The sequence below is a fragment of the Nocardia sp. NPDC058114 genome, from assembly GCF_042884695.1.
Lineage (GTDB): Bacteria > Actinomycetota > Actinomycetes > Mycobacteriales > Mycobacteriaceae > Nocardia.
Genome location: NZ_JBHVTK010000002.1, coordinates 811,550 through 838,457, shown reverse-complemented (window position 1 = coordinate 838,457; position 26,908 = coordinate 811,550). Strand labels below are relative to the sequence as shown.

At 67.8% G+C, this 26,908-nt stretch carries 24 protein-coding genes, 1 rRNA gene and 1 pseudogene; 12 read left to right on the top strand and 14 right to left on the bottom strand.

The window, feature by feature from the left end; all coding sequences use genetic code 11:
- Nucleotides 1–197: 197 nt before the first annotated feature.
- From rrf to ACFVVI_RS12470, 4 genes are all read left to right on the top strand, one after another.
- Nucleotides 198–314 (top strand): 5S ribosomal RNA (gene rrf, locus ACFVVI_RS12485).
- Nucleotides 315–478: 164 nt separating this feature from the next.
- Entirely contained in the window at nucleotides 479–1,096 is a 618-nt protein-coding gene (locus tag ACFVVI_RS12480; RefSeq protein ID WP_378994771.1) for a YdcF family protein, read from the top strand.
- A gap of 140 nt (nucleotides 1,097–1,236) precedes the next feature.
- Nucleotides 1,237–2,046: an SAM-dependent methyltransferase gene (locus ACFVVI_RS12475; protein ID WP_379317210.1), complete on the top strand. Its 810-nt coding sequence runs from the start codon at nucleotides 1,237–1,239 to the stop codon at nucleotides 2,044–2,046.
- A 36-nt stretch (nucleotides 2,047–2,082) separates the two neighbouring features.
- Entirely contained in the window at nucleotides 2,083–3,375 is a 1,293-nt protein-coding gene (locus ACFVVI_RS12470; protein ID WP_387445360.1) for a diguanylate cyclase domain-containing protein, read from the top strand.
- A gap of 18 nt (nucleotides 3,376–3,393) precedes the next feature.
- On the opposite strand, the gene ACFVVI_RS12465 is transcribed toward ACFVVI_RS12470, so the two are convergent.
- Entirely contained in the window at nucleotides 3,394–4,386 is a 993-nt protein-coding gene (locus ACFVVI_RS12465; RefSeq protein ID WP_379314937.1) for an acyl-ACP desaturase, read from the bottom strand.
- A gap of 201 nt (nucleotides 4,387–4,587) precedes the next feature.
- Between ACFVVI_RS12465 and ACFVVI_RS12460 the strand changes: the two genes are divergently transcribed.
- The gene (locus tag ACFVVI_RS12460) at nucleotides 4,588–5,835 is read left to right on the top strand and encodes a KasA/KasB family beta-ketoacyl-ACP synthase (RefSeq protein WP_378994777.1); all 1,248 of its coding nucleotides are present in this window, start codon (nucleotides 4,588–4,590) and stop codon (nucleotides 5,833–5,835) included.
- A 58-nt stretch (nucleotides 5,836–5,893) separates the two neighbouring features.
- A complete protein-coding gene (fadD32, locus tag ACFVVI_RS12455; RefSeq protein ID WP_378994775.1) occupies nucleotides 5,894–7,774 on the top strand; it encodes a long-chain-fatty-acid--AMP ligase FadD32 in 1,881 nt (626 codons plus the stop codon).
- 90 nt (nucleotides 7,775–7,864) lie between these two features.
- Here fadD32 and ACFVVI_RS12450 read toward each other — a convergent pair whose 3' ends face one another.
- The 5 genes from ACFVVI_RS12450 to ACFVVI_RS12430 all read right to left on the bottom strand — a co-directional run bounded on the left by ACFVVI_RS12450 (nucleotide 7,865) and on the right by ACFVVI_RS12430 (nucleotide 12,814).
- On the bottom strand, nucleotides 7,865–9,454 hold the full coding sequence (locus ACFVVI_RS12450) for an LCP family protein (RefSeq protein WP_387445359.1): 1,590 nt from the start codon (nucleotides 9,452–9,454) through the stop codon (nucleotides 7,865–7,867).
- Nucleotides 9,451–10,659, bottom strand: coding sequence for an Ig-like domain-containing protein (locus ACFVVI_RS12445; protein WP_387445358.1), 1,209 nt, complete (start codon nucleotides 10,657–10,659; stop codon nucleotides 9,451–9,453). The genes ACFVVI_RS12450 and ACFVVI_RS12445 overlap by 4 nt, the downstream gene beginning before the upstream one ends.
- Nucleotides 10,660–10,684: 25 nt before the next feature.
- Complete coding sequence (locus ACFVVI_RS12440) at nucleotides 10,685–11,227, bottom strand: YceI family protein (RefSeq protein WP_378994759.1); 543 nt, start codon at nucleotides 11,225–11,227, stop codon at nucleotides 10,685–10,687.
- Nucleotides 11,228–11,317: 90 nt separating this feature from the next.
- Complete coding sequence (locus ACFVVI_RS12435; RefSeq protein WP_378994757.1) at nucleotides 11,318–11,512, bottom strand: hypothetical protein; 195 nt, start codon at nucleotides 11,510–11,512, stop codon at nucleotides 11,318–11,320.
- A gap of 81 nt (nucleotides 11,513–11,593) precedes the next feature.
- Entirely contained in the window at nucleotides 11,594–12,814 is a 1,221-nt protein-coding gene (locus ACFVVI_RS12430) for an MFS transporter (protein WP_387445356.1), read from the bottom strand.
- Between the two features lie 167 nt (nucleotides 12,815–12,981).
- Between ACFVVI_RS12430 and ACFVVI_RS12425 the strand changes: the two genes are divergently transcribed.
- From ACFVVI_RS12425 to ACFVVI_RS12405, 5 genes are all read left to right on the top strand, one after another.
- Complete coding sequence (locus ACFVVI_RS12425) at nucleotides 12,982–13,824, top strand: DUF72 domain-containing protein (protein ID WP_387445355.1); 843 nt, start codon at nucleotides 12,982–12,984, stop codon at nucleotides 13,822–13,824.
- Nucleotides 13,825–14,047: 223 nt separating this feature from the next.
- Nucleotides 14,048–14,608, top strand: a complete 561-nt coding sequence (locus ACFVVI_RS12420) for a hypothetical protein (protein ID WP_387445354.1) — start codon at nucleotides 14,048–14,050, stop codon at nucleotides 14,606–14,608.
- 112 nt (nucleotides 14,609–14,720) lie between these two features.
- Nucleotides 14,721–15,866 carry an acyl-CoA dehydrogenase family protein gene (locus ACFVVI_RS12415; RefSeq protein ID WP_387445353.1) on the top strand — a complete coding sequence of 382 codons (1,146 nt, stop codon included), beginning with the start codon at nucleotides 14,721–14,723 and terminating at the stop codon, nucleotides 15,864–15,866.
- Between the two features lie 108 nt (nucleotides 15,867–15,974).
- Entirely contained in the window at nucleotides 15,975–16,550 is a 576-nt protein-coding gene (locus ACFVVI_RS12410; RefSeq protein WP_387445351.1) for a DUF4254 domain-containing protein, read from the top strand.
- Nucleotides 16,551–16,664: 114 nt separating this feature from the next.
- On the top strand, nucleotides 16,665–18,044 hold the full coding sequence (locus tag ACFVVI_RS12405) for a metallophosphoesterase (RefSeq protein ID WP_387445349.1): 1,380 nt from the start codon (nucleotides 16,665–16,667) through the stop codon (nucleotides 18,042–18,044).
- A gap of 73 nt (nucleotides 18,045–18,117) precedes the next feature.
- Here the strand turns inward: ACFVVI_RS12405 and ACFVVI_RS12400 are convergent, their stop codons facing one another.
- Both ACFVVI_RS12400 and ACFVVI_RS12395 read right to left on the bottom strand, forming a co-directional pair.
- On the bottom strand, nucleotides 18,118–18,480 hold the full coding sequence (locus ACFVVI_RS12400) for an Rv3235 family protein (protein ID WP_387445347.1): 363 nt from the start codon (nucleotides 18,478–18,480) through the stop codon (nucleotides 18,118–18,120).
- A gap of 585 nt (nucleotides 18,481–19,065) precedes the next feature.
- A pseudogene (locus tag ACFVVI_RS12395) lies at nucleotides 19,066–19,209 on the bottom strand (zinc ribbon domain-containing protein); the annotation flags it as partial.
- Nucleotides 19,210–19,474: 265 nt separating this feature from the next.
- Between ACFVVI_RS12395 and ACFVVI_RS12390 the strand changes: the two are divergent.
- Entirely contained in the window at nucleotides 19,475–20,767 is a 1,293-nt protein-coding gene (locus ACFVVI_RS12390) for a hypothetical protein (RefSeq protein WP_378994743.1), read from the top strand.
- Nucleotides 20,768–20,827: 60 nt separating this feature from the next.
- Here the strand turns inward: ACFVVI_RS12390 and ACFVVI_RS12385 are convergent, their stop codons facing one another.
- The 6 genes from ACFVVI_RS12385 to ACFVVI_RS12360 form a co-directional block, all read right to left on the bottom strand.
- Entirely contained in the window at nucleotides 20,828–22,375 is a 1,548-nt protein-coding gene (locus ACFVVI_RS12385; RefSeq protein WP_387445345.1) for an AIM24 family protein, read from the bottom strand.
- A gap of 88 nt (nucleotides 22,376–22,463) precedes the next feature.
- Nucleotides 22,464–23,018 (bottom strand): GNAT family N-acetyltransferase, encoded by a 555-nt coding sequence (locus ACFVVI_RS12380; protein ID WP_387445343.1) that lies wholly within the window; start codon nucleotides 23,016–23,018, stop codon nucleotides 22,464–22,466.
- Entirely contained in the window at nucleotides 23,015–23,992 is a 978-nt protein-coding gene (locus tag ACFVVI_RS12375; protein ID WP_387445342.1) for an ABC transporter substrate-binding protein, read from the bottom strand. The genes ACFVVI_RS12380 and ACFVVI_RS12375 overlap by 4 nt, the downstream gene beginning before the upstream one ends.
- A gap of 74 nt (nucleotides 23,993–24,066) precedes the next feature.
- Complete coding sequence (locus tag ACFVVI_RS12370) at nucleotides 24,067–25,155, bottom strand: FecCD family ABC transporter permease (RefSeq protein ID WP_387445340.1); 1,089 nt, start codon at nucleotides 25,153–25,155, stop codon at nucleotides 24,067–24,069.
- Complete coding sequence (locus ACFVVI_RS12365) at nucleotides 25,152–25,964, bottom strand: ABC transporter ATP-binding protein (protein ID WP_387445339.1); 813 nt, start codon at nucleotides 25,962–25,964, stop codon at nucleotides 25,152–25,154. The genes ACFVVI_RS12370 and ACFVVI_RS12365 overlap by 4 nt, the downstream gene beginning before the upstream one ends.
- Nucleotides 25,961–26,908 (bottom strand): hypothetical protein, encoded by a 948-nt coding sequence (locus ACFVVI_RS12360; RefSeq protein ID WP_387445338.1) that lies wholly within the window; start codon nucleotides 26,906–26,908, stop codon nucleotides 25,961–25,963. Before ACFVVI_RS12360 ends, ACFVVI_RS12365 begins: the two co-directional genes overlap by 4 nt.

The following is a 26,908-nucleotide window of genomic DNA, read 5'->3' as shown; positions in this document are numbered from 1 at the left end:
ATTGGAAGCCAGGTAACTGGTGTAGGTGACTGGTACTAATAGGCCGAGGGCTTACTACGAAGGTGTTACGCGTCCACTGTGCGGTTTCTGAAACAGCACGCAGATCATGGAGACAACGATCGGTTGGTCCGTGCTTTCCCGTGGGGGAGGGTGTGGGTTTTCTGGTTGTGGCTCTCTGTGTGACAGTTTCATAGAGTTACGGTAGTTATAGCGGTGGGGAAACGCCCGGTCCCATTCCGAACCCGGAAGCTAAGGCCACCTGCGCCGATGGTACTGCACTCGACAGGGTGTGGGAGAGTAGGACACTGCCGGAACATCTTTGCGAGAGGCCCTCCAACTTCGGTTGGAGGGCCTTTTTGCGTTCCCCAGGATACCTCCCGAACCGGGGCGAACAGTCCGAACCATCAACATTTCAGAAATGGGCATGTCGGCGGTTCCGGTCAGCGACGATGATGCGACGTCGCTTCGGGAGGTCACCATGAACTGGCTCTTCACTCACCAGGCACTGCGCCGTTGTGCGGCCGTCCTGGTGCTGCCTGCCGCACTGGTCGGCGCGGTCGCGACCGCGCCACTCGGTGCCGCCGCGCCATCCGCCGATCCACTGATCGGCGCGGTCGGGTCGGTCGCCGGCCTCGCCGGGATCGTGCTGCCGGCCACCTACGGCCCCGAGACGGCGATCGTGGTGCTCGGATACGGTCTGCTGCCCGATGGCACGATGCGGCCCGAATTGGGTAATCGCTTGCACGCGGCGCTGATTCAGGCCTTTATGTCGCCCGCTTCGCCGGTGATCGTGACCGGCGGCAACCCACGCAACGGTGTCACCGAGGCACAGGTGATGGCGGACTGGCTCAATGTTCGTGGTGTCGCCAGGAACCGGTTGCACGCGGAAACCGAAGCCGGTTCCACCGTGCAGAATGCCGAGTTCTCGGCGCGCATGATGGAAGCGCTCGGCGTGACCAAAGCTGTCCTGATCACCTCCGCCGACCATATGCGCCGGGCGCTGGACAATTTTCTGGCGGCCGGTATCCCGGTCGTCGCCACTATGACCCCGGATGTGGCCCCCCTGTGGGCCCAGCCGTACGGCTCCGAAAAATAGGCCCCGGCACCACCATCGGTCGAGGCCATGACTTTCGCTAATGGATAGCCGCGCCGATGTCGGTGGCGCCGATTACGATGCGGGAGGCGTCATCGCGGGTTGCGAGGGTGCGGTGCGGTAATGGCAGACAGGGGAATTCGATGGAACGGCCGGTATGGGCGCCCGAAGGTGTCGATATGCAGCATCCGAGTCCGGCTCGGATGTACGACGCTTTGCTCGGCGGCTCGCACAACTTCGCGGTCGACCGGGACGCCGCGGAGATGGCTACCGGGCTCGTTCCAGACCTGCCGCGGTTGGCGCTGAGTAATCGCGCGTTTCTGCGCCGGGCGGTCCGCTTCATGCTCGATGCCGGAATCCGGCAGTTCCTCGACGTCGGATCGGGCATCCCCACCGCGGGCAACGTGCACGAGATCGTGCACGAGCTCGACCCGGAGGCCACGGTGCTCTACGTCGACATCGACCCGGTGGCCGTCGCTCATTCGCGAACCATTCTGCAGGGGAACGAGCGCGCGGGTGCGATCGAGGCCGACCTACGCAAACCTGTCGACCTGGTCGCCGCGGTGCGCGAGACAGGGTTGATCGACTTCGACGCCCCTGTGGGGCTGCTGCTGATCGCGGTGCTGCATCTGGTGCCCGATGTGGACGATCCGGTCGGCAAGGTGGCAGCGCTGCGCGAAGTGGTGGCAGCGGGTAGTTTTATAGCCATTTCACATCTCACCTCCGAGCTTCGGCCCGATGACGCCGGTAAACTGGGTACGCACTCGGTGAACCAGTCCAAGGTCGGTATTCATTTCCGGTCCAAGGATGAGATCGTCGCGTTGTTCGAGGGATGGGATTCGGTCGAGCCAGGCGTTGTCGAGTTGCCGTTGTGGCGGCCCGAGTCCGAGCGCGATCAGCACGAGAAGCCGGGCCGCTCGCTCGGCATGGGCGGTGTCGCGATCAAGAAATAGACCGCCTGACATGGCGGGTGCGATAGACGATGACAGGTGGATGAAGCAGTGGGGTCGTGGGAGCTGGCGCGGCGGTGGGCGGATGCCCTCGATGGTGTCGTAGCTCCTACCCTCAACCGCTCGCAGATCGAAGAGATGCTGGCTGCCCTGTGCACCGGTCTGATCGACGCGGCACGCGGTGGGGAGGACCCGGACATCGCGCGACGGGCGGCTCGGATGCTGGTCGCCGCCAACTACCGTGACCCGTCGGCGGTGAGCCGTTCGGTGCCGGTGATCTGTGCCGATCTGGTCGAGCTCGTCGCCGACGGCCCGGCCGACCCCGCGCTACCGCAGATCCGCGACCGGGCGATCGTCCTGGCCGCCGACTTCGCGGCAGGCTTCACCGCGGCGCTGCGGGCCGCCGCGCTGGCCGAGCAGGAGGCCACGCTGGCCGCGGTGCTCGCCGCGGCGCAGGAGGCGGAGAACCGCCGGGCGCTCTCCGAAGCCCGTTTCGAGGCGGTCTTCGACGGCGCGCTCGTCGGCATCGGCACCGTCGACATGACCGGCCAGGTGATCAACTGCAACGCCATCATGGCCCATATGCTCGGCCAGACCCCGGAGACGATGCCGGGCCGGACCGTCGCCGACATCCTGGGCCCGCAGAACCTGAATTTCGCGTTCGAACAACTCCAGTTGATGGTCGCCGGCGAATCCGAGAGCTTCCGGACCGAGACCGAGCATCTACATGCCGACGGTCGGGTGACCGCGATCGACCTGTCGATGTCGGCGGTGCGCGGCACCGATGGGGGTATCGAGTTCCTGATCGGCGTCGCGGTCGATGTCACCGAGCGCAAGCAGCTCGCCGACCGCCTGTGGCACGATGCCAATCACGACGCGCTCACCGGTCTCCCGAACCGCCCGCACCTGTTCAACCGACTGGCGCAAGCGCAACCGCCGATCGGGGTCTGCTATCTGGACCTCGACGGGTTCAAGGAGATCAACGATCTGTGGGGGCACACGATCGGAGATCGTGTGCTCGAGGTCGTGGCCGACCGGATGCGCGAAGCGGTGCGCCCGGACAAGGCGCTCGCCGCCCGCATCGGCGGTGACGAGTTCCTGGTGCTGGTCGAAAGATGTTCCGGTGAAGCGCAATTGGCGCGACTGGCCGGCGAGCTGCTGTCCGCGCTCACCGAGCCGCTCGAGGTGGACGGACACATGCTCGCCGTGGGCGCCAGCATCGGCACCGCCTTCTTCGAGCAATTGCCCGGCGCCGTAGACGAATTGGTGCACGCCGCCGACGCGGCGATGTACCGCAACAAGAACGACGCGCGCCGCGATCCGGCCCGGTAGCGGCCGGGCCGGAACCGATCAGACCGATTGCCGCTCGCGCCCGGCCGCTCGCGCCAGTGAGCGATCGCGTTGTTCCTCGAAGCGGAGAACGTCCCCGCCCAGCCGATCGAGGAAGGCTGCCAGATCCTCGCGAGCGCGCTCGCCTCGCGGCCCGAAGTCATTGCGCTCGAAGATGTTCCACTTGCGCAGCACCGGCATCAGTACCTCTTCGAGATGCTGGCGCAGATCGTAGATGCCGTGCTTGGCCATCAGCACGCCGTTGCGTCGCCAGCCGGGCATGCCCGCACCGGGCATCTGGAAGTTCTGCACGATGGTGTTGATCGCCTCGATGGTCTGGTCGGGGGCCAGGTCGAGCGAGGCGGCGCACAGGTTGCGGTAGAAGATCATGTGCAGGTTCTCGTCGGCGGCGATGCGGGCGAGCATGCGGTCGGCGATCGGATCGTCGCAGACCCGCCCGGTGTTGCGGTGGCTCACCCTGGTGGCCAGTTCCTGGAAGGTCACATAGGCCACGGAGAACAGGAATCCGGCGCCGGTCGAGGCGTGGATGTCGAAGCCCGGCGCCTTGTCGTCCACGACGGCCATCGCCGAATATCCGTTGGTCATGTGGATCATTCGGGCCTGTTCGAGCGCGACCGGGTCGACCCCGCGGGTCACCACCAGGTAGTCGCGCAGTACGATTCCGTGCCGGTTCTCCTCGGCGGTCCAGCGGCCCACCCAGGTGCCCCAGGCGCCGTCCTTGGAGAAGTTCTCGGCGATCTCACGGTGGTAGGAGGGCAGGTTGTCCTCGGTGAGCAGGTTGGTGACCATGGCCGCCTTGGCGAGTTCGCTGAGGGCGGATTGTTCTGGGTCCCAATCGATTCCGCCCATGGACGCGAAGTTGCGGCCACGGTCCCACGGCACATAATCGTGCGGGTGCCAGTCCTTGGCCATCGATAGATGGCGGTCGACATTGCTCGCGGCGATGGGTTCCAGCTCGATCAGTAGTTCCAGTTGGGTCAGGTTCCTGGCCACGCTCGTTGCCCTTTCCGGTTAGTGAAAAGCGAGAGTTGCGTCGGTCCGGTAGTGTTGCCCGTCGTCACAATAGACCCGGCGCATCGCGCCTGGAAACGACACGGTGTTCCTTCGCACTGTTTCGGAATTTGGGCGCGTCGCGCCGTGTGCATATACGCTCCACCAGTTCAGCTCCATCAGCGGTTCCCGTTCAGTCGTGGCATAGCTAGAGAGAGTGAGCGAAAAATTATGACGGACATCGTGGTCACGAGCCTGGCGGCGACCACGTCGATCGCGGGCGACGTCGACTCGACCTGGAAAGGTCTGCTCAACGGCGAGAGCGGAATCGACGTCTTGGAAGACTCCTTCATCGACGATTTCGAACTGCCGGTGCGGATCGGCGGCCACCTGAAGGTGTCGCCCACCCTCTCGCTCACCCGCGAAGAGGCGCGCAAACTGTCCTACGTCGAACAGATGGCCGTGGTTCTCGGCCGCGAGGTGTGGCGCAACGCGGGCAGCCCCGTCGTGGACCGCGACCGGCTCGGCGTCTCGATCGGTACCGGCCTCGGCGGCGCGGAATCGCTGATCTACGCCCGCGATCGGCTGCGCAACGGCGGCTACCGCAAGGTCTCGCCGTTGACCGTGCAGGCCATCATGCCCAACGGTCCCGCGGCCTGCGTCGGCCTCGAATTGGGTGCGCGGGCCGGGGTTTCCACGCCGGTGTCGGCCTGCTCGTCGGGCTCGGAGGCGATCGCCAACGCGTGGCGGATGATCATGATGGGCGATGCCGACATGGTGGTGACCGGCGGTGTCGAGGGCTCCATTCAGGCGGTGCCGATCGCGGCGTTCACGCAGATGCGAGCCATGAGCACCCGCAACGACGATCCCAAGGCGGCCTCGCGTCCCTTCGACGCCGACCGTGACGGGTTCGTCTTCGGCGAGGCGGGCGCGATGATGGTGATCGAGACCGAGGAGCACGCGAAGGCGCGGGGCGCGACGATTCACGCCCGGCTGCTCGGCGCGGGCGTCACCTCCGACGGATTCCACCTCGTCGCACCGGATCCCGAGGGCACCGGCGCCGCGCGGGCGATGACGCGGGCGATGCAGACCGGCGGGATCAGCCGCACCGACGTCACCCACATCAACGCCCACGCCACCGCGACCCCGATCGGCGACACCGCCGAGGCCAATGCGATCGCGAAGGCGATCGGCTCGCACGCGTCGGTGTACGCGCCGAAATCGGCTCTCGGGCATTCGATCGGCGCGGTCGGTGCGCTCGAATCGGTGCTGACGGTGCTCAGTGTGCGCGACGGCATCGTGCCGCCCACGCTGAATCTGGACAATCAGGACCCCGAAATCGATTTGGACGTGGTGTCGGGTCAGGCGCGGCGTGGTCGCATCGATTACGCGGTGAACAACTCCTTCGGTTTCGGCGGTCACAACGTGGCGATCTCGTTCGGACGGTATTGACGATTCGCCTTGTGGTGGCGGATTCGGAGTCAATGTGCGTTGAAAAGGATTGGGAATGATCGGCGAGACTTTCGACGACTATGTAGACGAACTGGGGACTATCCGGATTCCCGGTGATCAGACCCTGATCGACTTCGTCGACAAACACAGCGAGGCCAACGGGGACGACCTGGCCTATCGCTTCATCGACTATTCGACAGAACGTGAGGGGGAATACCAGGAGCTGACCTGGCGTGAGTTCGGCGTGCGGCTGCGCGCGGTGGCCGCGCGATTGCAGCAGGTGACCCAGCCCGGCGACCGGGTGGCGGTGCTGGCGCCGCAGGGCCTCGACTATGTCGTCGCGCTGTTCGCGGCGGTGTACGCGGGGAATGTGGCTGTGCCGCTGTTCGATCCGGAGGAGCAGGGCCACAGCGACCGGCTGCACGCCGTTCTCGGCGACTGCGAACCGGCCGCGGTGCTCACCGTCGGTAGCGCGGCGGCCGGCGTGCGCAACTTCTTCCGCGAACAGCCCGCGGCGCAACGGCCCAGAATCATCGCGGTCGAGGCGATTCCCGACACCGTCGGCACGCGCTGGCGCAGGCCCGACATCAATATCGACAGCGTGGCGTATCTGCAGTACACCTCCGGGTCCACCAGGGTGCCCGCCGGTGTCGAGATCACCCACCGCTCGGTGGGGACCAACCTGCTGCAGATGATCGATGCCATCGGGATCACCGAGAACGCCCGCGGGGTCACCTGGCTGCCGCTGTTCCACGACATGGGGCTGCTCACGGTGATCCTGCCGACCATCGGTGGCAAGTTCATCACCATCATGTCGCCCAGCGCGTTCGTGCGCAGGCCCGCGCGCTGGATCAAGGAGCTGGCCGCGCAAGCGGACGGCGCCGAAATCTATTCGGCGGCACCGAACTTCGCGTTCGAACACGCGGCGATGCGCGGGTTGCCCAAGGGAGACGAATCGCTCGACCTGTCGAACGTGATCGGTCTGATCAACGGCAGTGAGCCGGTGTCGGTGGCCTCGATGCGCAAGTTCAACGAGGCGTTCGCGCCCTACGGGCTGTCCAAGACCGCGATCAAGCCGTGCTACGGGATGGCCGAGGCGACGCTGTTCGTGTCGGCGACCAAGCGTGACGACGAGGCGCGGGTGGTCTATGTCGATCGCGGGCAGTTGAACGACGGCCGGATGGTGGAGTGCGACGAGCACGCCGAGAACGCGGTGGCGCAGGTGTCGTGCGGACACGTGGCGCGGTCACAGTGGGCGGTGATCGTCGATCCCGGTACCGGGATCGAGCGTCGCGACGGCGAGGTCGGTGAGATCTGGCTGCACGGTGACAATATGGGCATCGGGTACTGGGGTCGGGCGGAGGAGACCGCGGAGACCTTCCGCAATCGGGTGGTCGCGCGCATGCCGGTCGGTAGTCGCGCCGAGGGTGCGCCCGATGACGCGAAGTGGATGCGGACCGGCGACTACGGCGCCTATCACGACGGCGAGCTGTTCATCACCGGCCGGGTGAAGGACCTGGTGATCGTGGACGGGCGCAACCACTATCCGCAGGATCTCGAATACTCGGCGCAGGAGGCCAGTACGGCGTTGCGGCCCGGCTTCATCGCGGCCTTCTCGGTGCAGGCGGGCCAGTTGCCCGCACCGGTGCTCGAGGCCGGGACGGTGTCCGATCCGGCGGCGGAGCAATTGGTGATCGTCGCCGAAAGAGGGACGGGCGCGGCGAAACTCGAGCCGGGCCCGATCACGGACGCGGTGCGCGCGGCGATCGCCCGCAGGCACGGGGTGATGGTGCGCGACCTGTTGCTGGTGCCCGCGGGATCGATTCCGCGGACGTCGAGCGGGAAGATCGCCCGACGGGCCTGCAAGGCCGCGTATCTGGACGGGACGCTGCGCGGTGGATACCGGCAGCAGGCCTATCCGGACGCACCGGAGGAGTGAGAGACGGTCGGCCACTGGGCATTCCGGTGGCCGACCGATATCCGCCCCGCGCGCCCGGCTCCCGCGCCCGGCTGACGCGGCGCAGGTCGCTCAGTTGACGCAGGGAATGGTGTCGCCGATGTTGGTGGACAACGGTTTTCCCTGGTCGGGCAGCGGCATCGAGCCGGATGTCGTGGTCGTGGGGGGAGTGGTCGTCGATGTGGTCGGGCTCAGCTCGGTGGGCATCGTGAAGTCCGCGCCGAGCGCGACCTTGATCCGCCCGTCTTCGATCGACGGCGAGGCGGAAACCGGCAGCCCGCCGAGAAGTTCCGCCAGCGCACGCGCATCGTCGGCGGCACCGAGGCCGTAGGTGATGGCCGAGTACTGGCCGTCGCTCGAATCACCGTTGCCGATCAGGCCCGCATCGTAGCCCCGGCTCGTCAGCGCGGCCGAGAGCGCCGCCGCCTGCCCTTTCTCGGTGCCCACATTGTGCACATCGACCACGCTCGTCAGGGGCGATGCCGTGGTCGTGGTCGCCGGCACCTCCTGGCCGAAGGCCGCCCGCACCTCCCGTTTGATGGCGGCCGGGTCGACGATGTTCACGTCCTGACCGTCGATCACGTCGTAGCGCACCACCGGCAGCGTGCGGAATTCGACCGGTACCGAGCCGGCGGAGCCCATGTCGCGGGCGAAGTCGAACAGGTTCCAGCCGTCGGAGAGCACCACGTCACGGTGCGCCACGTCCATCAGTTCCGTGAGTTGGCTCAGGTTGGTCAGCGTTCCGGAGTCCTTGAGCGACTTGGCGACCGAGGTGAGGAAAGCCTGTTGACGATGAGTGCGGTCGAGGTCGCCGTTGAGCAGTCCGTGACGTTGGCGGACGAACGCCAGGGCTTGTGAACCATCGAGATGCTGCCTGCCCGCGGGGAAACTCGCGCCGGAGAACTCGCTGTCGTCGACGGCGTGGTTGAGACACACGTCGACCCCACCGACAGCGGTGGCCAGGTCATAGAAGCCCGCGAGGGAGATCTCGGCGAACCGGTCGATCGGAACCCCGACGAGATTGCGGACGGTGGTGACGATGGACGCGCGTCCGGCCTCCCGGCCGCGCCGCTCCAGTACCACCGGATCCTTTTCGCCCTGGTCGATCAACTTCGCTTGCACCGCGGCCTTTTTCAGGCCGTACGCCTCTTTGATCTTGATCTGCTGGTAGCCGGGGATTCCCGTCACCGGCACATAGTTGTCGCGGGGGATGGAGAAGGCGACGACCTTGCTCTTGTCGGCCGGAATGTGCAGCAGGATCAGCGAATTCGCGTTGTAGCCGCCCTCGGTGCCGTCGCCGGCGTGCAACTGGTCGAGCACCTCTTTCGGCAGGTCGTTGCCGTTGAGATCCTTGCGGGTGTCCAGGCCGATCAACAGGATGTTGACGGCGCCGCCGCCGGAACGCGGGGCGTCCTCACCGAGTGCGGTGGAATGGGTGAAGCCGGAATCGAAGTCCTGCTTGGCCGACCAGGCCAGGCCGGTGCCCGCGAGGACGGCCAGTGCGGTGGTGGCCACGAGCATTCTGGCCATGATCAACCCGGCTCGGCGAGCGCGGCCGCGCCGTGGCGCGCGAGGGTCGGTGGCGGCGTGCTTGCCGACGCGCTGTGGTCCCCGTCGTGCTGTCTCCCGGCGCGGCGGCGGAAAGGCGTTGTCCCCGTTCACCGCAGCGCGCTACCTGCCTGCCACTGTTCCCACGGCACACTCCAGTCGCCGTTCTGCCACACCTCGAGCGGGGCGCCGCCGGTATTCCTGATCTCGACCACGTCGCCGGGTTGGGAGAAATTGTAGAACCAGCGCGCGTTCTCGCCGCTGAGATTGAGGCAGCCATGTGAGACGTTGGTGTTGCCCTGCGCCCAGATCGTGTCGTCGAGTTGGTGCAAATAGATGCCGTCGGTGCTGATCCTGGTCGCCCAGCCGATGGATTCCTTGTAGCCGAGCCGGGAGTTCACCGGCAGGCCGTAGGTGGAGGAGTCCATGATCACCGGATTGGCTTTGTCCATCACGGTGTACACCCCGGGCTGGGTCCAGAAGGTGATGGTCTTGCCCGCGACGGTCTGGCTGCCGCCCATACCCAGCGAGGTGGGCATCGTCTTGATCAGCGTGCCGTTCTCGTACACCTGCACCTGCTTGTCGTTGTCGTCGACGATCGAGACGTGCGAGGGGCCGATGGTGAAGCTGGTTTTCGTGTCTTCCTGGCCGTAGAGGCCACCGCCGAGATCCTTGCCGTAGATGTCGGCGGTGAGCGTCACTTTCGTGCCGGGCGTGTAGTAGTTCGCGGGCCGCCAGTGGGCGTTGCGGTTGTCGAGCCAGTACCAGGAGCCGGTGACGGGCGGATCGGTGGTGACCGACAGGTGCTTCTCGGCCGTCGCGCGATCGGGCACGTCCTCGTCGAAGTGCGCGACGACGACGGTGCCGACGCCGAAAGTGCCCGATGAGGAGAGTTCCGTGCCGCCCGTGGTTCGGAAATAGACCTTGGTCTGGTTGTTCGGCGCCAGCGTGGTGAACGACGAGGTGATCGGCCCGACCCGGCCGGTGACGGTGACCGCCTCGGCCGTGACCGTGTAGGTGTGGCCGTAGCCCAGTGGTTCCGACGGTTTCCATGCCGACTGGTCGGGGGTGAGGATGCCGTCGACCGTGCCGCCCTGCTCGTTGGTCATCGTGACCGCGGTGAGCTGCCCGTCGCTGGTACTCACGCGCACCGGGCCCAGCGGATCGATCTCGGTCGCGCCGTCTTCCGGCGCGACCGAGATCGCCGGGGCAGGTGGGGCGGCGGATTCGGTCCCGGATTCGGTGGGTGAGCCGCCGCAGGCCGCGACCAGCACCAGGAACCCGGCGGCTAGGCCGGCTCGGAAACGTCGTCCTGACATGCGCCCCTCCTGTGCTCGGTGCCGCTCAGCTCTGCAGGCCGACCTCGACGTCGAGCGAGAGGTTGATCTTGTCGCCGATCACGGCGCCGCCGTCGGCCATCGGGATGTCGGTGGTGAGGCCGAAATCGCGGCGGTTGATGGTGGCGGTCGCGGAGAAACCGGCGACCGGGGCATCGGCCATCCCGGGGCCGGTGCCGAGGAATTCGACCTCGAGGGTCACCGGGTGGGTGTTGCCGCGGATGGTGAAGTCGCCGGTGACGGAGAACTCGGTGCTGCGCGCCGTGAAACCGGTGGCCTTGAAGGTGGCGATCGGGTGGTTGGCGACGTCGAAGAAGTCGGCGCTGGCCAAGTGCCCGTCTCGTTGCGCGTTGTCGGTGGTGACCGAAGCCACCTTCATCTCGACATCGGCATCGGCGGAGCCGTCGGGATGAACCACGAGCGTGCCCGCGAAATCGGTGAATCGGCCGCGCACTTTGCTCACCATCAGATGGCGCACGGAGAACTGGAGCGTGGAATGCGCGGGGTCGATGACCCAGGTTCCAGCGGGTAGTCCGGTAGGGGCCGACATGGTCTCTCCTCACTTGGCGATCCGGCCGTGTGGGCCGACGGGCGTGAAGCGATAGCGCCAACCAGCGTAACCCCGTTCACCGCGGGCGGGTCAGTCCTCGCTGGTGGCGCGTTCGCCGAGAAACCGCAGGAGCGCGGGATCGGTGGAGGTGAAGCGGTCTGCTTCCTGCCCGCCGGTGCACTCGTAGAGGGCGATGGTCACGGAGTCGGGTCGGCGGCTGACGACCCGCCAGACCGCGCCGGAATCCTGCCAGCGGAGAAGGGTTTCGACGGGGTCGGTGCTCACTCGATCCACCGTAACGCGCGGTCGCGGATCGTCGGGGTCGGCCGATGCGCGGGCGACGGCTTCAGCGGGACAGGGTTGCGCTCAGATCCGTTCGCGGTAGTTCGCGGCGACGAGCGCGAGGCAACCGGCGGCGATCGCGGCGGTGACCAGATACATGGCTGGGTAGCCGAAACCGAGGCCGCTGTGCAGGGACGACAGGACCGCGGGCACGCCGAAGCCGAGGTAGCTCACCGAGTAGAAGACCGCGTTCAAGCCCGCGAGGTCGCCGGGGCCCGCGAGACGTTCGATCTGCTGCAGCCCTGCGACGAGGCCGATGCCGTAACCGCTGCCGAGCACCACGGCGGTCAGCAGCGTCACCCAGATGCTCAAAGTGGCCGCCGTCCACGCCGCCAGAACCATGCCGGTGGTGAGCAGCACGAGCGCGACCACCGCCGCGCGCGCCGTGCCGGGACGGTCGATGCGTCGCGCCACCGATTGGATGGTGAATCCGCAGCCGAGCGTCACCATGGTGACCAGGGCGGAGAAGGCGATCGGGGCCTGCTGCACGCGCGGCAGCATCAGCGTCGGCAGGACCGCGTAGGCGGTGGCGTTGGCGGTGAACAGCCACAGGGCGATCGGCACCGCCACCCGCAGGAATCGCCGGTGCCCGGCGGCGGGGATCTTCAAGTCGTCGCGCAGCCTGCCCGGATTCGCTCGGCGGGTCACGGTTTCCGGTGTTCGAGCCACCCAGAACGCGGCCGCGACGCAGAGCGCCGCGTTGACGAGATAGGCGGTCGAATCGGGCAGCGGACCCCACTGCGCGAGGGTGCCCGCCACACCCGCGCCGAGGGCGAACCCGGCGGTCAGGCTCATCGCGGATCGCCGGGCCCCCTTGCCTGTGGCAGCGGCGGCGAACGGAGGTTGCGACAGTTCCTTGAGCCAGCTGCCGCCGACCGCCATCGCCAGTCCGAGCGCGACACCGCACAGCATCCGCCCGGCCGCCAGCATCGGCACCGAGGCCGCGCCCACTGCGAGCAACAGCGAACCGGCCGCGGCGATCAGTGGTGCGGGCAGCATCAAGGGGCGGCGGCCGAACCGGTCGGAGAGTGGGCCGCCGATGAGCAGGGCGGGCACGATGCCGAGGACGTAGTAGAACAGCAGCAGGTCGACCGCGGTCAGCGCAAGACCGTGGGCTTTGTACATCACCAGCAGCGGCGTGAACTCGTTGCCGCCCCACGCGATCGCCACCATGGCGGCGGACACGCCCAGCCAGGCGCGGGTGACGGAGACAGCACTGGGCCGCTCGGTGGTGAGAATCGCCATCACAGGCCCTTTCCGTTGTGCGCGCACCGGAATTCAGGGATGTGGCGGTCGTACGGTCGCCGATCTGCTCGGCCGGACACCGCTACTCCCGCCGCCCGCGCACAGGGCGAACTGGTGGCAACCGGTCTCATTTTAGGGGCGGCCGGTCGCTGTATTACCGTCGGCCTGTGCGTGAGCTGCGGATGGGGTGTGCGATGTGGACGCATCCGCAATGGCAGCAGCGGTTGCCCGCGCCGGGGGAGCGCCTGCGTGCCTACGCCGGGCACTGCGGTGCGGTCGAGGGCAACACCACGTTCTACGCGACGCCGTCCGCGTCCACCGTCGAGTCATGGGCGCGACAGACCGCGCCCGATTTCCGGTTCGTGCTCAAGCCGCCGAGGGCGGTGACGCACGAGCGCCGACTCGTCGACGCGGGCGCCGAACTCGGGGCGTTCCTCGACGTGATGGCACCGCTCGGGCCGCGGGTGCACGCGTTGTGGATCCAGTTGCCCGCCTCGTTCGGCCCGACCGATCTCGGCGCCCTCGCGCGCTTCCAGCGCGAGTTGCCCGGTGGACTGCGCTGCGCGGTGGAAGTGCGTCATCCAGCGTTCTTCGACGACGAGCGGGCCGCGGTGCAGCTGGAACGGGTGCTCGGGCGGATCGGGGCCGAATGGGTGCCGTTCGACACGACGGTCCTGTTCGACGGGCCACCGGGTGACCCCTCCGAATTCGAGGCACGGGCGAAGAAGCCTCGCGTTCCGCGCCGGATGCGGGCGCTCACCGAGTACCCGATCGTGCGCTACCACGGGCGCGCCGACACCGACCGCACCGTCGCGGGCTGGCAGCCGTGGGTGGAGACGGTCGCGGGTTGGTTGCGCGAAGGTCGCTCGCCGACGGTCTTCGTGCACACGCCCGACAATGCCGCGGCGCGTGGCCTGGCACGCCGTTTCCACGACGAGGTCCGTGCGATCGTCCCCGACCTGCCCACCCAGCCGACACCCGAGTCCGACGAGCCGATGACGCTGTTCTGAGCGGATGTCCGGAATCCGGCCAGGTTCTCAGAGGCTGCTCTTATCGAGCGTTGTCGCTTCATGCCGACGTTGGCATGAAGGTTGGGACACCCGATCCGCAGAGCCCGGGCTGTTCGAGAGAAACTCCGTTTCGCCGAGCGGCGCCCATCGTGGACACCTAGGGTTGGTTCGGGGGTGCCGGGGGGTTCGCACACGCCCGTGAGATCTACTTCGGAGTGACGAATTGACCGAGCACACAAGCGAACTCGACCAGGCGATCGCCGAACGACTCGAACCGTGGACTGCCCGGCTCGGCGCCGACCGCAAGGCCTATTTCCATCATGTGCTGCGGGTATTGCGCTCAGCCGATCTCCTGTTCGCTCGCAGCGGCGAGCCGGGGCCGCCGCCGAGCTCGCGGGAGGAGTTCCGCACCGCGGCGACCTTCCACGATCTCGGCATCTGGGCGGCGTGCACCTTCGACTATCTCGAACCGTCGTGCGCGCTGGCGGGCGACTGGCTGATCACGCACGACCGGGAGGACATCGCCGAGCTCGTCACCGAGATGATCCGCGACCACCATCGTGTGCGCCCGGCGGGCGCCGCGACCGATCCGGTGGAGCTGTTCCGGCGGGCCGATCTGATCGACGTGACGTTCGGTGCGCGCCGCTACGGACTGCCCTACGCGGCCTACTCCGCACTGATGCGGCGGTACCCGGACAGCGGCTTCCATCTCAAGCTGGTGGAGCTGACAGTCCGGCGCGCGCTCATCCATCCGTTCTCACCTTTACCGATGATGCGCTGGTGAGAGGCTATTTCGGCAGCACTATTGTCACGACGCCAATACTGCGGCACACTGGTGTCCGTAACCACCGGTCACGCCTGGACCGGTGCTGTGCCGAGCCGAACAAGGAGACTCGATGGCCGCCAATCGGTCCAGCTGGATGAACGAGGACCTGGACGCCCTGCGTGACATGACCCGTGCGTTCATGGCCAAGGAACTTGTCCCCAACATCGACAAGTACCGCGAGCAGCACCATGTCGACCGCGACCTGTGGAACAAGGCGGGCGAAGTCGGCCTGCTGTGCATCTCGATCCCCGAGGAGTACGGCGGCGGTGGCGGCACCTTCGCGCACGAGGCCGTGCTCATGGAGGAGCAGGCCCGCGCGGTCGACACCTCGTGGGGAATCAGCCTGCACAACGGCATCGTGGCCCACTACCTGCTCGCCTACGGCACCGAGGAGCAGAAGAAGTACTGGCTGCCCAAGATGGCCAGCGGCGAGGTCGTCGGCGCCATCGCGATGACCGAGCCCGGCACCGGCTCCGACCTGCAGGCCGTCAAGGCCAAGGCGATCCGTGACGGCGACGAGTACGTCATCAACGGCTCCAAGACCTTCATCACCAACGGCGCACAAGCCGACTTGATCATCCTGGTCGCCAAGACCGACCCCACTCAGGGCGCCTCCGGCGTCTCGCTGGTCCTGGTCGAGGCCGATCGCGAAGGGTTCCGTCGCGGTCGCGTGCTCGACAAGATCGGCCAGAAGGGCCAGGACACCTCCGAGCTGTTCTTCGAGGACGTGCGCGTCCCGGTGACCAACCTGCTCGGCACCCAGGAGGGTCAGGGCTTCATCCAGCTGATGCAGCAGCTGCCCCAGGAGCGCCTGATCGTCTCGATGGGCGCGGTCGCGGGCATGGAGGTCGCCCTCGACCACACGCTGCGCTACACCAAGGAGCGCGAGGCGTTCGGCCGTCCGGTGTTCGGTTTCCAGAACACCAAGTTCAAGCTGGCCGAGGTCGCCACCGAGGCCCGCATCGCGCGTGTGTTCATCGACGACTGCGTCGAGAAGCACCTCCGCGGCGAACTCGACATCCCCACCGTCGCCATGGCGAAGTGGTGGACCACCGACAAGGCGATGCAGATCGCCGACACCTGTCTGCAGCTGTTCGGCGGCTACGGGTACATGAACGAGTACCCGATCGCCCGCATGTGGGTCGACAACCGCGTCCAGCTGATCTACGCGGGCACCAACGAGATCATGAAGGAAATCATCGCCCGGAGCCTGTGATACTCCAGCTCGATCGGTGATCGCGACCGGCCGTGAACTCTTGTTCGCGGCCGGTTTTCGCTGTTGGGGGGTCATTTCGTGACCTATCCGTCGTCCCCGCCGAGACGAATGTCCTTCGACAAGCGGTACAAAACCGACGACGGGGACGGTGCGGCAACAGTGGACACGGACGGCAGCGGTTCGACGGGACGACCCGGACCGGAAGCGGTACTGCCGGACCGAGCGCAGATGATGCAGGCGGTCTGCGGGGTCGCCGGTGCGAGTGATCCCGTCCTCTCCGCAGCGCACGAGCTGGCCACCCTGCACGAACGCCGCGAACAGCAGATTCCCGGCGATACCAGCGAGATCGACTGGGCGCGTGCGCGTCTGGTCTGCGAGATCGACCGCTGGGTGGTGATCCGCTCACCCACTCCGGCGACCTCCGCACCCATGCACACCGAGAGCATCGGCGCCGTCGTGGACCGCATGGCCCATTTCGCCGCGCTCACCTACCGCGCGCTGGCCTGCGGGGCCGAAGCCCAACTGCGTGCCGCGCAACTGCGCCTGCACGAATTGGCTTGTGGTTACGACGATCTCATCGCCGAGGTAGCCAGTGGGGCGCGGCGGCTACCCGACGGACTCGACGGCGACCCACCGCACAGCGATGGGACACAGCAGCTGCGGAAGATGCCGCGCGACGACTGACGGCGGCGTCATCGCTTTCCGGTCGCTACCTGGGCGATCAACGTCCACATCACCGCCCACGGGTGTTCAGCCGGGCACCGTACCGTCAGCGAGAGACGGCGAACGGAGCCCGGCATGCTCGATCCGCGACTGCACACCGCATGGTTGGTCAACGCCGCCTCGGGGGCGGCGGCGGCCACCGTGCGTGCGCCGATGGCGCGGCCGTATTCGTGGAGCGGCGTGCGTGATCGGCTCGTCGTCACCGATCTCGAGGTCGTCACGGTCACTCACGACACGGTGATCCTCACGTGGTCGACCCATCGACGTGATCGCGCGGGACAGCTTCGCCCGGCCGCGGCCGACACCGAAGTACTGCTCGCGCCCGCCGACAGCTCGGCCACACCGGTGACCCGCTACCTCGACGGCCGTCGCACCGCGCACCACTACGCGCAAGTGCGCGGTCTCGAGCCGGGCCGCCGATATCGCTTCCGGGCCTGCTCCGACGGCGAAACCGCTGTTCCCGGCCGTACCTGGGTGACTCGACGCCCGGGAACTCCGGAGGTCACGGGCGTTTTCCTCACCGCGCCGCCACCGCCGGGGCGACTGCTGCGCACGATCGCCCTCGCCAACGACCTGCACTGGGGCGAGGACCGCAGCGGCTTGATCGTCGCCGGGCTGCCGCCGGGTCTGCGCCACGACGACGGCCACTACCCGCAGGTGATGACCGAGGCACTGCTGCACGACATCCGCCGACCCGAGCGCGCGGCAGATCATCTGGTGGTCGCGGGCGATCTCACCGATTGTGGCACCGCCGAACAGTGCGCGGGCATCGCGGCGCGTCTGGACGCCTGGGGCAGGGCGGGCAGCGATCACTTCGTCTGCCGTGGCAATCACGACGTTCCGCGCGGCGCGCATGATCACTGGGGCCAGGTGTTTCAGCCGTTCGGGCAACTCACCTGCCATGAGCTGGGTGGCTTGCGCCTGATCGGTCTCGACACCACGCGCAGGCGTGGTTCCGGCGGCACGATCGGCGCCGGCCAACTCGCCGAGCTCCGCGCGACCCTCGCCGCCGACCCCGACCGCCCGACGCTGATCTTCGGCCACCACCCCGCGACCCGCTATGCGGCACTGAGCAACCCCGGCGGCCCCGGTTTCGTTCTCGATCGTGCGAGCGTGGCCGCACTGCAAGCCTGCTACCGAACGGCCCCTGGCGTATTCCTGCACCACAGCGGCCACACCCACCGGAATCGCCGCAGCCGCCCCGATTCCGGCCACGTCGAATACCTGGAGGTAGCGGCCGTGAAGGAGTACCCCGGGGGCTACGCCCTGCTGCGCATCTACGAACACGGCTACACCGTCCACTTCCACCGCATCGCCGCCGCGGCGGCGATGGCCTGGACGAGCCGGACCCGCAGGCAATACTTCGGCCTTCACCCCGACCACGCTCTCGGCAGCCTTTCCGATCGCAATCACCGCGCACCCCATGACTTCTCGGGCGTCGCCGCGCTGCGTTGAGGCAGTCGACGGACCTCGCTCAGGAGCTCGTCGAAATCGACTTCGGCATCCACGCTTCGACCGTCGGTGGCGATCAGAACATCCGCACCGCGACCAAGCGCCAGCTGTCCTTGGTCGACTCGATGCGGCCGGCGATAGCGAGAGTCCGCGGCCCACGCTGATACGAAGCGAAGACTTCGGCGGCACCGTCTTGTGTCGCGGTCAGTTTCACGCGGGTCAGGGTGGCGCTGCCCAAGCCCCGGCCGGGGACCAAGTCCTGCGCGAGCATGGTGTTGATGGCGGCGAGTACTCGCGCGTCTGTGTGAGCGCGCAGGTGAGTCGACGATCTGCGCCGATCGACCACCTCCAAGAGCAGCCGGAGCACCTGCTCGGCGAATCGCTTTGCGGTCGCTACAGATTCGCCGGTCGGCGCTGCCTGCGTGCAGGAGGCGCGCACTGCCCTGCGGATACTCGCCGGCGTTCCGCCCGCGGCCCTCGGGCGACCGGAACCAGTAATCCGTTGAGGCACAGCGGTATTCACGGCGACAGAACGCGGCACCTCTTCCCCACCCTCCAACCGCGGCTCGCAATGCGGCGCGGGCGACAACACCGTTCCCTCCATAGACATGCTCGTCCCCTTCGAGTCAGTCCACCCACTCCCCAGTGGTGGCGCACAGCATGACACGGAGCTCCGACAAGTGTTCGCGAAATCAACGCAGGTCACCTCGCGATGTCTGCTCTGAGCGCACTTGAAACCTGGAACTGTCCTGTGGCTGCGCGTTCAGTGTGATGTCGGTGGCCTGTGTCACACTCGCTGATGATGAGCCGCCACACGACTGTCGAACGCGGTCCGCAATGTAAGCGGATCGGGTTTCCCCGTTTCGACAGTAAGGGCAAAACTGTCTCGTCGTTTCGGCTCCGCAGCATCCAGGCGAAAACCGGGCGGGCGTCTGTCCGGGTCGGTGACCACACACAGCGCGGTCAGTGACTCTGCCCGGGTCAGCCTGACTACCGAATCGTCCGATCTGCATCCGGCGCACCGTCATGAGCCGCGCGAAGACAGTGATTGCCAGGGTTGGGTCGGGATCGACCGCGCCGCGTTGTGGTCACGATCTGCGCTGAACCCACACTCGCAGAGGAACACTCGATCCGCCAACGACAGGGCCGCACTGATCGTTCCACAGGCAGAGCACCGTTTTGCGAGAAAACGACTTCGCCAGGTGTCGTTCCTGACTCAGCCCAGCGGCCAACGGTTCAGGAGCGGTATCGCAGCGGGCGACCTCCACCCCGTCGGCAATAGCGGCGACAGCAAATACTGTCAGCCCGACGACGCCCGAGAAGGGCGGTGCCTGAAAACTATCGGAGTTTCCAGACATGCTGTAAGAATGGTCCGTGCCGTTCACACCTGTGGTCACCTGCCTGCCTTCGCGCGCCCGGGGCGGTGGTCTGGCATGACGATCGAATCCGGTCTCGAGGACGACGTCAGCCAGCTCGCCCAGCGAGTCGAACGTGCCCGCGGGCGTCTCGCTTACCAATTCGATCCGGCCCTCACCGACGCGCTCTCCGAAGATGAGCTGCGCGCCGAACGCGAACTCGCCGAACGCATCCGTGAACAGGATCGCGAACAGCGCTGGAAGCACACCCAGGCGATGGCGTCCGCATCGGACCGCAGCCGACAGACCACCGAAGCGATCGAGAAGGCCGACATGCGAGATCTGCTGCTCGCCAGGAAGGCGATGGCGTCCCAGCGTCGCGAATCGAGCCCGCACGCGAAGCTCGCTTCGCTGTACCGGCACCGGTCGTGGTCGCTGAAGGCACTGGCCGGCGTGGTCGGCGCGGGCATGCTGTGGTCCGCGGTGAACGTGCAGCAGAACATCGCGCCCGGTGGGCCGAGCGATCCGCTGTTCTGGTTCAGCTATCTGCTCGAAGCGATGATCAGCGTGTGTCTGATCATCATCATGGTCGGGACGAACAAGGTCGCCGAGTGGGGCGTGATCGACAACCGCCGCCAGGTCGCGCTCGCCGAGCTCGCGCTGCTGGGGCTCACCGTCACCCTCAACACCTATCCCTACGTGCGGGAAGGGCGGTGGTACGACGTTGCCGTGCACGCGGTCGCGCCGGTGATGATCGGTGTCGCGCTACTGATCCACGACGCGGTCAGCGCCCGGTACGGCTTGGCCATCACCCGCGCGACCAGCCAGGTCAGGGACCTGCCCGACCCCGCCGACAACATCCTCGGCCGCCAGGCCACCGAGGGTATCCGCCTCACCTACACCCCGCCGATGACGGGCGCAGCTCGCGCCGAGGCGATCGCTGCCACCGAAACGGCCGCTACCACGCCGATCACCCGCGAACCCGCCTGGACCCCCACCGAGCCGGTTGCCAACGGCAACGGCCGCTCGCCGGAGAAGCGCAAGCGCTTCGGCATCGGCAAGCCGTCTTCCGCGGACAAGGCCACCGCCAAGAAGTCAGCTCCCGCGCCCGTGGTGGCACCGGAGCCCGCCAAGGAGCCGGCCAAGCCGGAGCCGGCCACCGATTCGGTTCCCGCCGCCCGCAAGAGCGCCATCTCCGACATCGAGGCCCGGGTCGAAAAGGCTTTCGCCGAAGCCAATTTCGGCTACGAGGCGATCGAGCCGACCAGCATCTACGACACGGGCCAGTTCCGCATCGCGGAGAGCCTGGAACAGGAACTCAACGACATGCGTGAGGCCCGCCGCCAGGCCCGCAAGGAGCGCGCGAACTAGCAGGCAGGACATAGGCCGATACCCGCGACCGCGCGGGTATCGGCCTTTTCCGTGTTCGGGTCAGCCGAAGATGCTGCCGCCGGTGCCCGCTTGCTGGCCGCCGCCGGTGCCGCCGATGAGGCCGCCCGGGGGAAGTTCGGAGGGCTGGACGATGACGAAGCCGCGGCCGGAGAACGCAAGGGTGCTCGCTTCGCCGGTGCTGCGGCCCATCAGGCGGCCGAGGCCGAAGGAGTCGTTGCGCTTGATGCCGGTCTGCAGGCTCGACGACCACGCTACGGCGGCGTTCGGGTCGGCGTAGGTGGCCTGGTCGACGGTGAGGACGACCGGGGTGCCGTGGGTGGTGATGGCGATGCGGCCGCGGCCGGTGAAGACGCAGTTGAACAGGCCCGCGTTGGAGGCGTAGCCCGCGGCGCCCTGGACGCGGCCGATGTCATAGCGCAGCGTGGAGTCGAAGGCGAGGACGTTGGCGCCGTTGATGGTGAGCCCGTCGGTGCCGTCGAGGTCGATGATGTGCACGTCGGCGGCGCTGTTGGCCAGGAACAGGTCGCCGCGGCCGGTCACCTTCATCAGCGGCACGCCTTCGCCGGTGAGATGCTGGCGGATGGCGCGGCCGATGCCGCCGGAGCCGAGCGCCTCGAACTTCAGGTCACCCTGGTAAGCCACCATGGACCCGGATCGCGCCATCACCTCCCCGTTCATGCCGACCTTCACCATCTTGCCGCCCTGCTTCTGGATACCGAGGCCGTTGACCTCGGCATGCGAGGGGTCGAACAGGTCGCTGTGCACGGGCTGGGCTCCTTGCTGAGATGCATACGTTGGCTGTTGAGCGGGTCCGCCGGGCTGTCCGTAGGCGGGTGGCGGGTAGGCCGGTGTGGGCGCGGCCGGGTAGGCAGGTGCGCCCGGCAGGGGTGCGGGCGGGTAGCCGGATGGCGTCCCCGGCTGACCAGGAACAGGGGGTGCCCCAGGGGGCGGCGCGAATTGACCGGGTGGCATCGGGGCGTGAGAACCGGAAGGGTGCGGCGGCAGGTGACCTGGGCCGGGTGCGCCTCGGGAGTCGCCGGCAGTGCCCGCCACGGCACCGGAATTACCCTGCGCCGCAGCGGGTTCGGGCTCGTCGTCGAGGTTCACACCATAAGCCGACGCGATGCCCGCGAGCCCGTCGGCGTAACCCTGACCGATCGCGCGGACCTTCCACGCGCCGTTGCGGCGATAGATCTCCACACACACCACACCACTTTCGGTGGTGAGTCCGGGGATCGGGAAAGTCAGTGCGGTGGAACCGGATTCGATGGTGGTGGTCAAGGTGCCGACGGCGGCGAACGTCGCGGGTCCGCGACCGTCGAGGCTCGCGGTGACCACCACCTTGTCCACATCGGCGGGCAACGCCGAGGTCTGCACGCCCACCACATCGGGTCCGCCGTTGCCGTGCCGGTACACCACGCCCGGCCCGGTCGGCTGATTGAAGAAGACGAAGTCGGCGTCGGAGCGCACCTTGCCCGCCGCGTTCACCAGCAGGGCCGACACGTCGACCGACGCCGAACTCGCGACCGTGACGGTCAGTTGGTCACCGGGCGCGGGCCGGTTCTCGCCGGGAGCCAGCGCGGTCACGACACAGCGCCCGAACGTCGCGCGATTCGCAAGTGTTCCACGCGTTCGATAGTGCCGTGTATGCCGTCACCGCGCCAGCAGGGAACCGTCAGACCGGCTGTTGATCGCCGCGATCCAGCGGAATCTCCAGGTGCACCGTCTGGAAGCCGCCATGTGGCCCTCGGGCGTCGCACACGATGTGGCCGAAGGTCAGCCAGAATTCGAGCGCACCGGGTGTCCGCGCGTCGGTGTGCAGATACAGCCGCTCGAAAGCCGGGGTGGCGCGCACGTGCTCGACCGCCGCGGTGACGAGCCGGGTGGCCAGTCCGCGTCGATGGTGCTCGGGCCGCACATAGACCCGGAACAGCTGCGCGGTGGTCTCGTCGGGGTAGCGGCGCGCGAGCTCGGCCGGATGTGGGGGATGGGCGGGCCCCTGCGCCCGGATCGCGGTGGTGCCGACGATGACGCCCTCGTGCGCGGCGACCCACAGCCGGTGGCGCGGATGCCGCAGATACGCGGTGTCCGGGTCGATCACGTCCTGGTGATATTCGGGCAGATAGCCGATGCCGAACACCTGGTAGAAGGTGTCGAGCATGACGCTGCGCGCGCCCGCGAGATCCGCGGTGCCTGCCTCGCGGACGAGGTAGCCGGTGGTGGCGGTCATCGCAGCTGCGCCAATTCGCGGTCGAGCACTTCCAGACCCTCGACGGCTACCGGTCCGGGCCCGGTGTAACCGAAGGGCGCCACGATGATCCGGTTCTCCCGAATCGCGCGCAGCCCGGCCAGTTCGGGACGTTGGCGCAGGGCGGTGCGCACCGAGTCGGGTGTCTGGTCGCCCTGGGTGAGCAGGATGATCACTTCGGGGTCGGCGGCGATGAGTGTTTCGGTGTTGGCTTCGAAGTTGCGCTTGTCGATCTGGCCGTAGACATTGCCGAGGCCGAGGATCTTCAGCTGTTCGTGGACTGTGCTCTTGGCGCCATAGGCTTTGAGCTGGGCGCCGTCGCGCGACAGGATCAGCGCGGCGGCGGGACGGGGAGTCGTTGTGCCACTGTGCCGTTCGGTCACCGCCTGTACTCGCTGCTTCAGTGTGGTGACTTCGGTGTCGGCCGCGCTCTCGGTGCCGAAGAGCTTTCCGTAGAGGGCGATGTCGGCGAAGACGTCCTCGAAGGTGCCGGCCGCGTCGCGGCAGTAGCCGCGGGTCACGATCAGCGGTATGCCCACCTGGGCGAGATCGTCGGGGGTCACCGAGAGACCTTCGACGCTCACGACCAGGTCGGGGGCCCTGCTGATGATCTCCTCGCGGGCGAGTTCGGCGGTGGGCGCGGTGATTTCGATGCCCTGCAATGCCTCGTCGTACTGGCCGGGGAAGGCGGCGGCTTCGAAGGTGCGGGTGACGATGCGGTCCGCTGCGCCCGCGGCCGCGATCAGTGGTGCGGCGATGGAACCGACCGTGACGACGCGCTGTGGGGGCGAGGAGAAGGTGACGTCGCGACCGCAGCTCGAGATCGTCAGCGGGAAACCGCTTGCCGAGGGTGCGGTAGCGGGAGCTGGTGTGCCGCAACCGGTAACGATCGCGCTGGTGAGGAGGGCGAGTACGGGAACGGCGGAGCGGCGGGCGGAGATGACACGGGTGAACACGGTGGTCCTCATCGATCGGTGGGGGGATTTCGCCCGGTCGTCGTGACCGGGACAGCGGGGGTGGAGTGCGGGTTTCAGGACTCGCCAGTGGCACGGAAGCGGCGGATCAGGACGAGGAGCAGTGGGGCGCCGACGGTGGCGGTGACGATCCCGATGGGCAGTTCGCGTGGCGCGAAGACGGTGCGTGCCGCCACATCGGCGATCACGAGGAAGAGCGCGCCGATCAGCGCGCTGACCACGAGTAGGTGCCGATGTGTGCCACCGGTACACAGCCGGGCCACGTGCGGCACGATCAGCCCGACGAAGCCGATCGCTCCGGCGACGGCGACAACCGCGCCGACCGCGAGTGCGACGATCAGCAACGCCCACAGCCGAATGCGATTCGGTGCGATGCCGAGCGTGCGCGCGGTGTCGTCACCGGCGGCCAGTGCGTCCAGCCGGGGCGCCATCAACAGCACCGCGACCAGTGCCACCGCGACGACGGCGACGGTGGTCGCCACCGAGGACCAGGCGGCAGGCGCGAGCGAGCCGAGCAGCCAGAACAGCACGGTGCGCGCGCCTTCGGGCCGGTCGGAGGCGAAGATCAGGAAGCTGGTCGCGGCCGAGAAGATGTAGCCGATGGTCACCCCGCCGAGCAGCAGCCGCAGCGAGGTGAGCTGGCCGTTGATCCGCGAGATCACGAACAGCAGCGCGGTGGCGATCAACGCGCCGATGAAGGCGCTCGCCGCGAGGGCGGTGGCGGTGGTCGCCGCGGCGACCCCGAACAGCAGATACACCGCGGCACCGGTCGACGCGCCCGAGGTGACGCCGAGGATGTGGGGGTCGGCGAGCACATTGCGCACGATGGTCTGCAAGACGGCACCGGTGATCGCCAGGGCGGCGCCCACGAGTGCGCCGAGCAACACGCGCGGCACCCGCACCAACCAGACGATGGAGTCCTGGGCGGCGCTCCAATCGACGGATACCGGGTGACCGAAGACATGGTGGCCGATGATCCGCGCCACGGTGCCCGGCGGGACGGCGACCGGCCCGAGCCCGGCTGCGACCACCAGCGTGCAGGCGAGCGCGATGGTGAGCCCGGCGGTCAGCAGCACTGCGCGGCCGCGGTGGCGGGCGTGATCGAGGTCGTCGATGGCCGGATCGGCCACCAGGGTCGCGGTCATGTCGTGGCCGCCTCTCTGGTCTCGGACGGAAGTGTTGTGGCGGGAGGTTCGGCAGCCGGGCCGAAGAGGAGTTGGACGGCGCCGAAGGCCGACGTTCGGCGAACGGGGATCTTGTAGACGGGTTCGAGGATCCGCGGGGTCAGGACTTCGGCGACAGTGCCTGCGGCGGCGACGCGCCCCTGGTCGAGCAGGACCAGGCGGTCGCAGTAGCGGGCGGCCAGGTTCAGCTCGTGCAGCACCACGATCGTGGTGGTCGCGGTGAGACCGCGGACCAGGGTGAGCAATTCGTGCTGGTAGCGGATGTCGAGGTGGTTGGTGGGTTCGTCGAGGAGCAGGTGGTCGGCCTGCTGGGCGAGTGCTTTGGCGATCAGGACGCGCTGGCGTTCGCCGCCGGAGAGCGTCGCAAAACGGCGGTCGGCCAGCGCCCGCGCCCCCACGTGTTCGAGCGCGGCCGCGGCGGCGATCCGGTCGGCGCGCGAATACCCCTGGAACGCACCGACCCACGGCGACCTGCCGAGCAGCACGGTCTCGGCCACGGTGACCGGCGTATCCGGCGGCGCTTCCTGGGCGACGACGGCGAGGCGACTCGCGAGCTCGCGCCCGCGCAGCCGCTCCACCGGCACCGCGTCGACGACGACGGATCCGCCCGCCGGGCGCAGTGCCCGGTACATCAGCCGCAGCAGCGTGGACTTGCCCGAACCGTTGGGGCCGATCAGTCCGAGCGTGCTGCCGGGTGCCACACCAAAGCTGATGTCGTCGAGCGTGATTCGGCCGTCGTAGGCGAAGCGGATCTGGTCGACGGTGATCATCGCGGAGAGCTCTCTGTTCGGGGAATCGTCACCGGGTGTGGGTGATCGACGGTGGGAACGCGCTGTGTGCCGGGTCGCCACGAGTGATGCACCGCCACCGAGCAGGCGAAGGCGGCGCAGATCTCGTGCGCGGCGAGGACCTGCTCGCGCAGACGTGGATCGTTGTCGGCGAGCAGGATTCCGGTGGTCGTGCCGCTGTGGGCGACGACGACTCCGGCCGCGCCGATGGCGCGCGCCGCCCGGATGGTCGCGTCCAGATGCGGACGGTCACGCGATGCGGCGCTCAGCACGGCACTGCGGGTGGCCACCGCGCCGATCGCGGCGATGTCACCGTGGGTGATCGCCGGGCCGAGTTCGCCGAGCAGCCTGTCGAATTCGCGTTTGTCAGCGGCGCTGAAGCCGGGTTCGCCCCGGTTGAATTCGACGGTGTCGACCGAGCCGCCCTCGTCGCCGGTGACGATCGTCAGTGCCGGGAGGGTGCCGAGGCGGGCGAGTAACCGCACCTCGCGATGGAAATAGGCGACGGTGCCCGGGTACATGACGCCGTCGGACGGTTCGATGGCGCGCAGGTCGGCTTCGAGTTCCGCGACGGGCACCGAGCGACCCTCGGCGTCGGCGACCGCGCGGGCGGTGGCGACGAGATCGGCGGTGGAGCTGGCCAGCCCCTTGCCTTCGGGAAGTTCGCTGTGCAGGGTGAGTCGCCCGCCACCCAGCACGCGCGATCGGCCGACCATCCCGCTCGCGAGTCGCGCCGCCTTCGACTTGCCCTCCGGCACAACATCTATGCGGTCGCCGCCCGGCTCGAAGACGGCCACCGTGCCGCGCCGAATGGGGAGCGTGACCAGGAAATGCCGATTCTGTTCGGTGACGCCCTGGAGCAGTTCGCCGCAGCTTCCGTAGGCGCGGCCGACACCGATTCCCGGCGTGGCGAGATCAATGGTCAT

Excerpts from the sequence above, each read along its gene's own strand:
- ACFVVI_RS12480 (WP_378994771.1), top strand. The coding sequence starts at position 479 with ATGAACTGGCTCTTCACTCACCAGGCACTGCGCCGTTGTGCGGCCGTC.
- ACFVVI_RS12475 (WP_379317210.1), top strand. The coding sequence starts at position 1,237 with ATGGAACGGCCGGTATGGGCGCCCGAAGGTGTCGATATGCAGCATCCG.
- ACFVVI_RS12445 (WP_387445358.1), bottom strand. The coding sequence starts at position 10,659 with ATGTCAGGACGACGTTTCCGAGCCGGCCTAGCCGCCGGGTTCCTGGTG.
- ACFVVI_RS12440 (WP_378994759.1), bottom strand. The coding sequence starts at position 11,227 with ATGTCGGCCCCTACCGGACTACCCGCTGGAACCTGGGTCATCGACCCC.
- ACFVVI_RS12430 (WP_387445356.1), bottom strand. The coding sequence starts at position 12,814 with ATGGCGATTCTCACCACCGAGCGGCCCAGTGCTGTCTCCGTCACCCGC.
- ACFVVI_RS12415 (WP_387445353.1), top strand. The coding sequence starts at position 14,721 with ATGGCCGCCAATCGGTCCAGCTGGATGAACGAGGACCTGGACGCCCTG.
- ACFVVI_RS12410 (WP_387445351.1), top strand. The coding sequence starts at position 15,975 with ATGTCCTTCGACAAGCGGTACAAAACCGACGACGGGGACGGTGCGGCA.
- ACFVVI_RS12405 (WP_387445349.1), top strand. The coding sequence starts at position 16,665 with ATGCTCGATCCGCGACTGCACACCGCATGGTTGGTCAACGCCGCCTCG.
- ACFVVI_RS12390 (WP_378994743.1), top strand. The coding sequence starts at position 19,475 with ATGACGATCGAATCCGGTCTCGAGGACGACGTCAGCCAGCTCGCCCAG.
- ACFVVI_RS12380 (WP_387445343.1), bottom strand. The coding sequence starts at position 23,018 with ATGACCGCCACCACCGGCTACCTCGTCCGCGAGGCAGGCACCGCGGAT.
- ACFVVI_RS12370 (WP_387445340.1), bottom strand. The coding sequence starts at position 25,155 with ATGACCGCGACCCTGGTGGCCGATCCGGCCATCGACGACCTCGATCAC.
- ACFVVI_RS12365 (WP_387445339.1), bottom strand. The coding sequence starts at position 25,964 with ATGATCACCGTCGACCAGATCCGCTTCGCCTACGACGGCCGAATCACG.
- ACFVVI_RS12360 (WP_387445338.1), bottom strand. The coding sequence starts at position 26,908 with ATGACCATTGATCTCGCCACGCCGGGAATCGGTGTCGGCCGCGCCTAC.